Annotated in this window: 10 protein-coding genes and 4 tRNA genes; all 14 read right to left on the bottom strand. The window is 55.3% G+C overall.

The genetic code is table 11. The features are described 5' to 3' along the window. Positions 1–22: 22 nt before the first annotated feature. The gene (gene rpoB / locus ACP7C6_RS28170; protein WP_019819139.1) at positions 23–4,096 is read right to left on the bottom strand and encodes a DNA-directed RNA polymerase subunit beta; all 4,074 of its coding nucleotides are present in this window, start codon (positions 4,094–4,096) and stop codon (positions 23–25) included. A 219-nt stretch (positions 4,097–4,315) separates the two neighbouring features. Further along, entirely contained in the window at positions 4,316–4,681 is a 366-nt protein-coding gene (gene rplL / locus ACP7C6_RS28175; RefSeq protein ID WP_028618133.1) for a 50S ribosomal protein L7/L12, read from the bottom strand. A 78-nt stretch (positions 4,682–4,759) separates the two neighbouring features. Further along, positions 4,760–5,260 carry a 50S ribosomal protein L10 gene (gene rplJ / locus ACP7C6_RS28180; RefSeq protein ID WP_016977599.1) on the bottom strand — a complete coding sequence of 167 codons (501 nt, stop codon included), beginning with the start codon at positions 5,258–5,260 and terminating at the stop codon, positions 4,760–4,762. A 199-nt stretch (positions 5,261–5,459) separates the two neighbouring features. Next, entirely contained in the window at positions 5,460–6,155 is a 696-nt protein-coding gene (gene rplA / locus ACP7C6_RS28185) for a 50S ribosomal protein L1 (protein ID WP_003176434.1), read from the bottom strand. Further along, entirely contained in the window at positions 6,155–6,586 is a 432-nt protein-coding gene (gene rplK / locus ACP7C6_RS28190) for a 50S ribosomal protein L11 (RefSeq protein ID WP_003176435.1), read from the bottom strand. The genes rplA and rplK overlap by 1 nt, the downstream gene beginning before the upstream one ends. A 117-nt stretch (positions 6,587–6,703) precedes the next feature. Continuing rightward, a complete protein-coding gene (nusG, locus tag ACP7C6_RS28195) occupies positions 6,704–7,237 on the bottom strand; it encodes a transcription termination/antitermination protein NusG (protein ID WP_003176436.1) in 534 nt (177 codons plus the stop codon). A gap of 9 nt (positions 7,238–7,246) precedes the next feature. Continuing rightward, on the bottom strand, positions 7,247–7,615 hold the full coding sequence (gene secE, locus ACP7C6_RS28200) for a preprotein translocase subunit SecE (protein WP_003194658.1): 369 nt from the start codon (positions 7,613–7,615) through the stop codon (positions 7,247–7,249). Between the two features lie 45 nt (positions 7,616–7,660). Beyond that, positions 7,661–7,736: transfer RNA gene (locus ACP7C6_RS28205), tRNA-Trp, on the bottom strand. Positions 7,737–7,897: 161 nt separating this feature from the next. Next, positions 7,898–7,973: transfer RNA gene (locus ACP7C6_RS28210), tRNA-Thr, on the bottom strand. Positions 7,974–7,999: 26 nt separating this feature from the next. Then, positions 8,000–8,073: transfer RNA gene (locus tag ACP7C6_RS28215), tRNA-Gly, on the bottom strand. 24 nt (positions 8,074–8,097) lie between these two features. Continuing rightward, positions 8,098–8,182: transfer RNA gene (locus ACP7C6_RS28220), tRNA-Tyr, on the bottom strand. 143 nt (positions 8,183–8,325) lie between these two features. Next, positions 8,326–8,772 carry a hypothetical protein gene (locus ACP7C6_RS28225; RefSeq protein WP_028618135.1) on the bottom strand — a complete coding sequence of 149 codons (447 nt, stop codon included), beginning with the start codon at positions 8,770–8,772 and terminating at the stop codon, positions 8,326–8,328. Positions 8,773–8,779: 7 nt separating this feature from the next. Continuing rightward, on the bottom strand, positions 8,780–9,529 hold the full coding sequence (locus ACP7C6_RS28230; RefSeq protein WP_068931339.1) for a pantothenate kinase: 750 nt from the start codon (positions 9,527–9,529) through the stop codon (positions 8,780–8,782). Beyond that, positions 9,519–10,478: a bifunctional biotin--[acetyl-CoA-carboxylase] ligase/biotin operon repressor BirA gene (birA, locus tag ACP7C6_RS28235; RefSeq protein WP_028618137.1), complete on the bottom strand. Its 960-nt coding sequence runs from the start codon at positions 10,476–10,478 to the stop codon at positions 9,519–9,521. Before birA ends, ACP7C6_RS28230 begins: the two co-directional genes overlap by 11 nt. Positions 10,479–10,715 lie beyond the last annotated feature (237 nt).

Raw genomic sequence — 10,715 nt, forward strand, 5'->3', positions numbered from 1 at the left:
CGCTCTCGATTCGCGTCACGTGTTATTCGGTTTCCAGATCGATATCGATGCCGAGGGAACGAATTTCTTTGATCAACACGTTGAAGGACTCGGGCATGCCCGGCTCCATACGGTGATCGCCGTCCACGATGTTTTTGTACATCTTGGTCCGACCGTTCACATCGTCCGACTTCACTGTGAGCATTTCTTGCAGAGTGTAAGCAGCACCGTATGCTTCCAGTGCCCAGACCTCCATCTCCCCGAAACGCTGACCACCGAACTGAGCCTTACCACCCAGCGGCTGCTGGGTAACGAGGCTGTACGAACCGGTAGAACGAGCGTGCATCTTGTCGTCTACCAAGTGGTTCAGCTTCAGCATGTACATGTAGCCAACAGTAACCGGGCGCTCGAACTTGTTGCCGGTACGGCCGTCGAACAGCTGCATCTGGCCGCTTTCTGGCAGGTCTGCCAGTTTCAGCATGGCCTTGATTTCGCTTTCCTTGGCGCCGTCGAACACCGGGGTAGCCATTGGAACACCGCCGCGCAGGTTCTTCGCCAGATCCAGGATTTCCTGGTCGGAGAAGGTGTCCAGCTCTTCGTTGCGACCGCCGATCTCGTTGTAGATCTCGTGCAGGAACTTACGCAGGTCTGCGACCTTGCGCTGCTCTTCGATCATACGGTTGATCTTCTCGCCCAGACCTTTGGCCGCGAGGCCCAGGTGGGTTTCAAGGATCTGACCAACGTTCATACGCGAAGGTACGCCCAACGGGTTGAGGACGACGTCGACCGGGGTGCCATTGGCATCGTGCGGCATGTCTTCAACCGGCATGATCACGGAGACCACACCTTTGTTACCGTGACGACCGGCCATCTTGTCGCCCGGCTGGATGCGGCGACGGATTGCCAGGTAAACCTTGACGATTTTCAGCACGCCTGGAGCCAGGTCATCGCCCTGCTGCAGTTTGCGCTTCTTGTCTTCGAACTTGTCGTCCAGCAGACGGCGGCGATCAACGATGTAGGCCTGGGCCTTCTCGAGCTGCTCGTTCAGAGCGTCTTCAGCCATGCGCAGTTTGAACCACTGGCCGTGCTCAAGACCGTCGAGGATTTCGTCGGTGATGTCCTGACCTTTCTTCAGACCTGCGCCGCCTTCAGCCTTGTGGCCTACCAGGGCGGAGCGCAGACGTTCGAAGGTCGCGCCTTCAACGATACGGAACTCTTCGTTCAGGTCCTTGCGGATCTCGTCGAGCTGGGTCTTCTCGATGGACAGTGCTCGAGCATCACGCTCGACGCCGTCACGGGTGAAGACCTGTACGTCGATGACAGTACCTTTGGTACCGGTAGGTACACGCAGGGAGGTGTCTTTAACGTCGCTGGCTTTTTCACCGAAGATGGCGCGCAACAGCTTCTCTTCCGGAGTCAGTTGGGTCTCGCCTTTCGGAGTGACCTTACCGACCAGGATGTCGCCTGCGCCTACTTCAGCACCTACGTAAACAATACCGGCTTCGTCCAGTTTGTTCAGTGCAGCTTCACCCACGTTGGGGATGTCTGCAGTGATTTCCTCTGGCCCAAGCTTGGTGTCACGGGCCACACAGGTCAGTTCCTGAATGTGGATCGTGGTAAAACGGTCTTCTTGAACAACACGCTCGGACAGGCAGATGGAGTCTTCGAAGTTGAAGCCGTTCCATGCCATGAATGCGATGCGCATGTTCTGACCCAGTGCCAGTTCACCCATATCGGTGGACGGGCCGTCGGCCATGATGTCGCTACGCTGAACGCGATCACCCTTGCTCACCAGCGGACGCTGGTTGATGCAGGTATTCTGGTTCGAGCGGGTGTATTTGGTCAGGTTGTAGATGTCGACACCGGCTTCGCCAGTTTCAACTTCGTCATCGGCAACACGAACCACGATACGGCTGGCATCAACAGAGTCGATCACGCCGCCACGACGAGCCACGACGCAAACGCCGGAGTCACGGGCTACGTTACGCTCCATGCCGGTACCTACCAGCGGCTTGTCAGCGCGCAGGGTCGGTACAGCTTGACGCTGCATGTTGGAACCCATCAACGCACGGTTGGCGTCATCGTGCTCCAGGAACGGGATCAGCGACGCTGCAACCGAAACTACCTGCTTCGGCGAAACGTCCATCAAGGTGACGTCTTCCGGCGCCTTGACGGTGAACTCGTTCAAGTGACGAACAGCTACCAGCTCGTCGATCAGGACTTTCTTGTCGTTCATCGTGGCCGAAGCCTGAGCGATCACGTGATCAGCTTCTTCGATGGCGGACAGGAACACGATCTCGTCGGTGACCAGAGCGTCTTTCACCACGCGGTACGGGCTCTCGAGGAAGCCGTACTGGTTGGTGCGCGCATAAGCAGCCAGGGAGTTGATCAGACCGATGTTCGGACCTTCCGGCGTTTCGATCGGGCAAACACGACCGTAGTGCGTCGGGTGTACGTCACGCACTTCAAAGCCAGCACGCTCACGGGTCAGACCGCCCGGGCCCAGTGCAGAAACACGGCGCTTGTGGGTGATCTCGGAGAGCGGGTTGTTCTGGTCCATGAACTGCGAGAGCTGGCTGGAACCGAAGAACTCTTTCACCGCTGCAGCCACTGGCTTGGCGTTGATCAGGTCTTGCGGCATCAGGCCTTCGCTTTCAGCCATCGACAGACGCTCTTTGACCGCACGCTCAACACGTACCAGGCCAACGCGGAACTGGTTTTCGGCCATTTCGCCTACACAGCGAACACGACGGTTACCCAGGTGGTCGATGTCATCGACGATGCCTTTACCGTTACGGATGTCGACCAGGGTCTTCAGTACCGCGACGATGTCTTCCTTGCACAGCACGCCCGAACCTTCGATTTCGGTACGACCGATACGACGGTTGAACTTCATCCGGCCGACCGCAGACAGGTCATAGCGCTCAGGACTGAAGAACAGGTTGTTGAACAGGGTCTCGGCAGCGTCTTTGGTTGGTGGCTCACCAGGACGCATCATGCGATAGATCTCGACCAGCGCTTCCAATTGGTTGCTGGTGGAGTCGATCTTCAGTGTGTCGGAGATGAACGGACCGCAGTCGATGTCGTTGGTGTACAGGGTCTCGATGCGAACGACCTGAGCCTTGGCGATTTTGGCCAGGATCTCGGTGTTCAGCTCGGTGTTGCACTCAGCCAGGATTTCGCCTGTAGCCGGGTGAACGATGACCTTGGCGGTAGTACGACCCAGGACGTAGTCCAGAGGCACTTCCAGCTCTTTGATACCGGCTTTTTCGATCTGGTTGATGTGGCGCGCAGTGATACGGCGGCCAGCTTCAACAATGACCTTGCCTTTTTCATCCTGGATGTCCAGGACGGCAATTTCACCACGCAGACGCGAAGCGATCAGCTCCAGCTTGAGGGTTTCATCCTTCAGGCTGAACACGTTGGTGGTATAGAAAGCGTCCAGCACTTGCTCAGTGGTGTAGCCGAGCGCGCGCAGCAGTACCGAGGCAGGCAGCTTGCGACGACGGTCGATACGCACGAACACGCAGTCTTTCGGGTCGAACTCGAAGTCCAACCACGAACCGCGGTACGGAATGATCCGCGCGGAGTACAGGAGCTTGCCGGAGCTGTGCGTCTTGCCGCGGTCGTGGTCGAAGAACACGCCCGGGGAACGGTGCAGCTGGGAAACGATCACACGCTCGGTACCGTTGATAACGAAGGTACCGTTCTCGGTCATCAATGGGATTTCGCCCATGTAGACTTCTTGCTCTTTGATGTCCTTGATCGCTTTGTTCGACGATTCTTTGTCGAAAATGATCAGGCGCACTTTTACCCGCAAAGGTACGGCGTAAGTAACACCGCGCAACACGCATTCTTTGACATCAAATGCCGGTTCGCCCAGGCGATAACCGACGTACTCCAGCGCAGCATTGCCGGAGTAGCTGATGATCGGGAAAACGGATTTGAAGGCCGCATGCAGGCCCACGTCGCGGAACTGATCTTTGGTCGCTCCCGCCTGCAAGAATTCACGATACGAATCCAGCTGGATAGCCAGAAGGTACGGGACATCCATGACGTCCGGCAACTTGCTAAAGTCCTTGCGGATACGTTTTTTCTCAGTATATGAGTAAGCCATCAGCGTTCCCCAGCTTGGTCACCTGCTTGTTTGGCCCTCCCGACGGGAGCAGCCAGAAAATCTCGCAAACCCCATGGTTTGCACCACCGCATCGGGTGGCTACAGCGCGTTAATGGCGGCGACCGAGTCGACAGCCAAGAACGGAAAAAGGCCGGTGGCAAGAGCCACCAGCCATCAGCCTTCAGCTTAACGCTTGGGCTGGAGACGCAAGGTCGATGCTTACTTCAGCTCGACTTTAGCGCCTGCTTCTTCCAGTGCTGCTTTGGCTTTGTCAGCTGCGTCTTTCGACACTGCTTCCAGAACCTGGGCAGGAGCGCCGTCAACTACAGCCTTGGCTTCTTTCAGGCCCAGACCGGTAAGTTCACGTACTGCCTTGATCACGTTTACTTTCTTCTCGCCAGCTTCCAGCAGCATGACGTTGAATTCGGTTTGCTCTTCAGCAGCAACAGCAGCAACAGCTGGGCCAGCGGAAGCAGCGGCAGCGGAAACGCCGAATTTTTCTTCGAAAGCTTTGATCAGCTCAACAACCTGCAGAACCGACATTTCAGCTACGGCGTTGAGGATATCGTCTTGGGAGATAGACATTGCTGTATTTCCTGAATTGGGGGACGGCCTACTCGGCCATCGAAATAAACAAAAAACCGCGAGAGAAGTTGCTCAGCCTTAGGCTGCGGCAGCTTCTTTTTGCTCGCGAACTGCGGCCAGAGTACGAGCCAGCTTGCTGGTAGCGCCTTGAATCACGCTCATCAGCTGCGAAATAGCTTCGTTACGGGTCGGCAGTGTTGCCAGTACGTCGATTTGGTTAGCTGCGAGGAACTTGCCCTCGAACGCAGCTGCCTTGATCTCGAACTTGTCCTGACCCTTGGCGAACTCTTTGAACAAACGGGCAGCAGCGCCAGGATGGTCGGTGGAGAACGCAATCAGGGTCGGGCCGGTGAACACGTCGTTGAGGACACTGTATTCAGTGTCAGCAACAGCGCGCTTGAGCAGGGTGTTACGTACAACACGTACGTATACGCCAGCTTCACGAGCCTCTTTACGGAGTCCGGTCATAGCGCCTACTGTCACACCACGGGCATCAGCCACGACAGCGGACAGAGCAGCTTTGGCAGCCTCGTTGACTTCAGCGACGATGGCCTTCTTGTCTTCGAGATTAATTGCCACGGGTTTAACTCCTGCTTGTTACCGTTTCATCTGGCCGGAGCCGGATGTCGTTTTGGTGTCTGATTCGGTAAGGAACCGGGAGCACCATCTGCGTAGGCTTGTGGTTTAAGACTTGCGTCGCCTACGGTCTTGGATAGCCCCCGCCAGGCAGGGACCCCAATTTTTTCAATTGACGCGATCTCTCGCGCCAATCTGTGCCTTATACGTCCAGCGAGCCTTGGTCGATGACCAGACCTGGGCCCATAGTGGTGCTCAGGGTAACGCGCTTGACGTAGATACCTTTCGAGGAAGCTGGCTTGATACGCTTCAGATCAGCGATCAGGGCTTCAACGTTTTCCTTCAGCTTGACGGCATCAAAGCCGACTTTGCCAACGGAGGTGTGAATGATGCCGTTTTTGTCGGTGCGATAACGAACCTGACCAGCCTTGGCGTTTTTAACCGCGGTAGCTACGTCTGGAGTTACGGTGCCAACTTTAGGGTTAGGCATCAGGCCACGTGGACCCAGGATCTGACCCAACTGACCTACAACGCGCATTGCATCCGGGGAAGCAATAACTACGTCATAGTTCAGGTCGCCGCCTTTCATTTCGGCAGCCAGGTCGTCCATGCCAACGCGATCAGCGCCGGCGGCCAGAGCAGCTTCAGCTGCTGGGCCTTGAGTGAAGACAGCTACACGTACAGTCTTGCCAGTACCGTGTGGCAGCACAGTTGCGCTACGAACGACCTGGTCGGATTTACGTGGGTCAACACCCAGGTTTACAGCAACGTCAACGGACTCGCTGAACTTGACAGTCGACAGCTCGGTCAGCAGGGCAGCAGCGTCTACAAAGTTGTAGGACTTGCCCGCTTCGATTTTGCCAGCGATAGCCTTTTGGCGCTTGGTCAGCTTAGCCATTACACACCCTCCACGTTAAGGCCCATGCTACGAGCAGAACCGGCGATGGTACGCACGGCTGCATCCATATCAGCTGCAGTCAGATCCGCGTTTTTGGTTTTCGCGATTTCTTCCAGCTGAGCACGAGTCACGGTGCCAACCTTAACGGTGTTAGGACGAGCGGAACCGCTAGTCAGACCAGCAGCTTTCTTCAACAGAACCGAAGCCGGGGTCGACTTGGTTTCGAAGGTGAAGCTACGGTCGCTGTATACAGTGATGATCACTGGAGTCGGCAGACCTGGCTCAAGACCCTGAGTACGGGCGTTGAAGGCCTTGCAGAATTCCATGATGTTCACGCCGTGCTGACCCAGAGCCGGGCCGACAGGTGGACTAGGGTTGGCCTGAGCGGCCTTCACTTGCAGCTTGATGTAAGCGGTAATCTTCTTGGCCATGAGGCACTCCAATTACGGGTTCAAACGCCTCGAAAGGCTCCCCGGTTACTTGCGCGTTTATCCCAGTGACGACAAAACCCCACAGCCTAAGGCTGCGGGGTTGGGATGCTTGTTCAGCTAGACCTTCTCGACCTGACTGAACTCTAGCTCCACCGGAGTAGAGCGACCGAAAATGAGCACCGCCACTTGGATCCGGCTCTTTTCGTAGTTAACTTCTTCGACAGTACCGTTGAAATCAGCAAACGGACCATCTGTGACACGAACAACCTCACCCGGCTCGAACAACGTCTTCGGCTTAGGCTTGTCACTACCATCAGCAACGCGACGCAGAATCGCTTCTGCCTCTTTGTCAGTGATAGGAGCAGGCTTGTCAGCGGTACCGCCGATAAAACCCATGACACGAGGGGTATCCTTGACCAAGTGCCAAGTACCTTCATTCATGTCCATCTGAACCAGCACATAGCCAGGGAAGAACTTGCGTTCGCTTTTGCGCTTCTGGCCATTCCGCATTTCAACCACTTCTTCAGTGGGAACCAGAATTTCGCCGAAGCCATCTTCCATGCCTGCCAGCTTTACGCGCTCTAGCAAAGAGCGCATAACATGCTTCTCGTAACCCGAGTAAGCATGCACAACGTACCAACGCTTAGCCACGGGACACCCTTAGCCAACAATCAAGGAAACAAGCCAGCCGAGCAGGGAATCAAGCCCCCACAACAGCAACGCCATAACCAGAACAACAGCCACAACAATCAACGTGGTCTGCGTGGTTTCTTGGCGAGTCGGCCAAACGACTTTACGAATTTCGGTGCGAGCTTCCTTTACCAGGACCGCGAAAGACTTACCTTTAGCAGTCTGCAGGCCTACAAAGGCAGCAACAGCAGCAAGAGCAAGCAAAGCGAGGACGCGGTACAGGATCGGCGAAGCAGAATAGTACTGATTGCCAACAACGCCTACGACCACCAAGGCAACTACAGCGAGCCACTTGACCAGATCGAAACGAGAGCTTTGAGCTTCAGCCTTAGGAGTCATCTATGAAGATCCTGTGAAAAGAAAGCCAGATACACCACGTGAATCTGGCAGGTCAGGAGGGAATCGAACCCCCAACCTACGGTTTTGGAGACCGTCGCTCTGCCAATTGAGCTACTGACCTAAAACAAAATCAGGCCGACCATTATGCAGGCCTGAAAAAGACTTTACAACAACCAACCCCACTAGACTTGAAATCACCCGGCGATAAAGCCAGACGCAACACCAACAAGCCGAGGCAGCTGTTAAAACAAAGGCAGATATTTTCATATCTGCCTTGTCATATGGAGCTCTTGAGCGGATTTGAACCGCTGACCTCACCCTTACCAAGGGTGTGCTCTACCAACTGAGCTACAAGAGCGAAACACCTTGCACAACCTGCAAACTTGGAGCGGGTAGCGGGAATCGAACCCGCATCATCAGCTTGGAAGGCTGAGGTTCTACCACTAAACTATACCCGCGGAGCTTGCAGCTCACGCTAAAAATGGTGGAGGGGGAAGGATTCGAACCTTCGAAGTCGTAGACGTCAGATTTACAGTCTGATCCCTTTGGCCGCTCGGGAACCCCTCCTAAGCGAGCCGGCATTTTACATTACGCCGACCTTCTGTCAAGCATTTTCTCATTTAAAAATATGAGGTTAGCTGCATTGACCTTCGCTTCACGCTGTAGACCTTAAAGGTCTTCACTGCGAAGCGGGCGCCATTCTATGCAAACTATTCGAGAGATGCAACGCCTTCGCACAACATTATTTTATGTTTTAACTCATTGAATTCCTTAGCAAGGTTCTCAAAAGGCAGATCCTCAGCCAGGCGTCGGCTTTCAGGGGCTACGCGCAGCCAATAGCCGGAAGCTTCAGCCGTATTCAGCAATTGAAGCTTGGCCTTTATATCCAGGCTTGTGAGCCGCTGCTCTACAGTCTGAGCCTGTCGCTGATCCGCGAAACCACCGATGTACAAACAGGTATTTTGCGCCTCTGCCGCTTTTGCACGATCTCTGCGCACCACGGCATCAGAGGACTCACTGAGCAAGCGGATGTCCTGCTGCCCACCCTTATAAAGGCTTAAGGGCGTGACATCTTTGGCGCGCAACGGCGCTTCTTGCTGATGCCAAATGTAGTAGAAGGCGTTAAGGACAAGTAAGAGCAAAAACAACCAACGCATAATCACCTCAGGACAAAGGACAAGCCATCGCCAAACCGACAAAAACCAGATCTGGAACGAGTCGGGCCTGCGGCACTGCACCTGCCACCAAATCGGCGTCTCCTCCGGTGAGAAACACAGTGAAATCATCGCCCCAGTAGCTTCGCGCCAACTCCAACTGAGTCATTACAAACCCTCTGAGCATAAGCGTACAACCTCGCTCCACCGCCTCTACCGTTGTGCGACCTGGAGATAGGCGCTCCAGCGCCCTTTCAGCCGCAGCGTCGTCGTAGCGTATCTTGCGTGTATGAGTTCGCAGCTGGTTGCGCATGAGGGGCATACCAGGACAAATGAAACCGCCGAGGTGCTCGCCATCCGCCGCAATAAAATCCGCCGTGGCTGCCGTGCCGAAATCAAGCACCAGGCAAGCGCCGCGCGCCAGCTTGAATCCGCCCAGCATTGCCAACCAGCGATCAAGACCCAGACGCTCAAAATCTTCGTAGCCGTTGCGTACTCCGGCCATCTCACGTGCTGGAGCAGCGCAGGAAACGGCAACTCCGAAAGCCTCATGCAGAGCCGCAACGAGCTTGCTTGTTTCTTCCAAGGCACGAACGCTCACCAATCGGCAGTGCGTCAGCAACAGCCCGGGAAGCGCCACAAGACTGTCAATCAATGCCAGATCAGAACCGACAACCCCTTCCGCCGATGCACTCGTACCACCCAAATCAAGCACACGCCACTTGATAAAGCTATTCCCACAGTCGAGCTCAAGAATCATCACGCAACCTCAGGCTTAACTCACCACCACTGTATATTTTCTCAACACCATCAACGCTTAAGCGCAGCGCCCCCTGGTGGTCTACACCCAGTACAACGCCATCGACTTGGCTGACACCCGCGATAAGAGATACCGACCGCCCCTGCCAGGCGTGATTCTGCTCCCACTCATCTTTGAGTGCGACAAAACCACCCTGCCGGTGCCGCTCAAGGTAGCCTTGCAGTTGCAGCCCCAACTGCGCCACCAACGCATTGCGATTCACCGGAGAACCTGTCTGCAACTGTATCGAAGTCCATTGCTGGTCCACCTCGTCAGCCCTTTGCATATTCACGTTGATGCCTATTCCGAGGACAACGTGGCAGATATCAGCGGGGTCTCCTACCAATTCCAGCAAAATCCCGGCAATTTTCTTCTGCCCTACCAAAACGTCGTTTGGCCACTTCAGAGCAGCGCCCTGCACACCCGACTCGCGCAAGGCCTGCATGACCGCCAAGCCCACAACCAGGCTCAGCCCCTCCAACTGTCGCAGGCCCGACTCGATGCGCAATACGAGGCTGTAATACACATTTTGTGCGTATGGACTTACCCACTTCCGACCTCTCCTACCCCGGCCGGCTGTTTGTTGCTCCGCAAGCACCAGGAACGGCGCCGAGTGCCCGGCATCAACAAGACGCAAGGCTTCGGCATTAGTGGAGTCAACGGAGTCAGAGATACAAATGGGCCACGTCAAGGAGGGCGCATTCAACGCAATATCTTCAGCAGCCAAGAACACCAGCGGTGACGCCAACTGATACCCCTTACCTCGCACCTTATGTATGGGCAGATTGAGTTCTGCCTCTAGGTGCTGGAGTTGCTTCCAGACAGCACTGCGGCTGACACCCAGGGCGGCGCCAAGCGCTTCCCCCGAGTGGAATCGGCCATCTTTCAGAAGTTTTAACAGCGTCAGCATGCAAATATCGCCTCACAATGAGGCACGCATGATAGCCATGCGCAGGGTCATTGCATAGAAACGCGGGACTTTAGTACTGAAGGTCGTCGAAATGGACGCCTTTGTGCTTTTCGACCGCCCAAAACAAAACCCCATCTGCTTTCGCAAATGGGGTTTCGGAATTTAATCTTGACGATGACCTACTCTCACATGGGGAAACCCCACACTACCATCGGCGATGCATCGTTTCACTACTGA

Origin of the sequence: Pseudomonas sp. TWR1-1-4, from assembly GCF_049897165.1 — a bacterium.
Lineage (GTDB): Bacteria > Pseudomonadota > Gammaproteobacteria > Pseudomonadales > Pseudomonadaceae > Aquipseudomonas > Aquipseudomonas canadensis.

Bases quoted from the DNA above. Each gene is read 5' to 3' on its own strand.
- rpoB (WP_019819139.1), bottom strand. From the start codon at position 4,096: ATGGCTTACTCATATACTGAGAAAAAACGTATCCGCAAGGACTTTAGC.
- rplL (WP_028618133.1), bottom strand. From the start codon at position 4,681: ATGTCTATCTCCCAAGACGATATCCTCAACGCCGTAGCTGAAATGTCG.
- rplA (WP_003176434.1), bottom strand. From the start codon at position 6,155: ATGGCTAAGCTGACCAAGCGCCAAAAGGCTATCGCTGGCAAAATCGAA.
- rplK (WP_003176435.1), bottom strand. From the start codon at position 6,586: ATGGCCAAGAAGATTACCGCTTACATCAAGCTGCAAGTGAAGGCCGCT.
- secE (WP_003194658.1), bottom strand. From the start codon at position 7,615: ATGACTCCTAAGGCTGAAGCTCAAAGCTCTCGTTTCGATCTGGTCAAG.
- ACP7C6_RS28225 (WP_028618135.1), bottom strand. From the start codon at position 8,772: ATGCGTTGGTTGTTTTTGCTCTTACTTGTCCTTAACGCCTTCTACTAC.
- ACP7C6_RS28230 (WP_068931339.1), bottom strand. From the start codon at position 9,529: ATGATTCTTGAGCTCGACTGTGGGAATAGCTTTATCAAGTGGCGTGTG.
- birA (WP_028618137.1), bottom strand. From the start codon at position 10,478: ATGCTGACGCTGTTAAAACTTCTGAAAGATGGCCGATTCCACTCGGGG.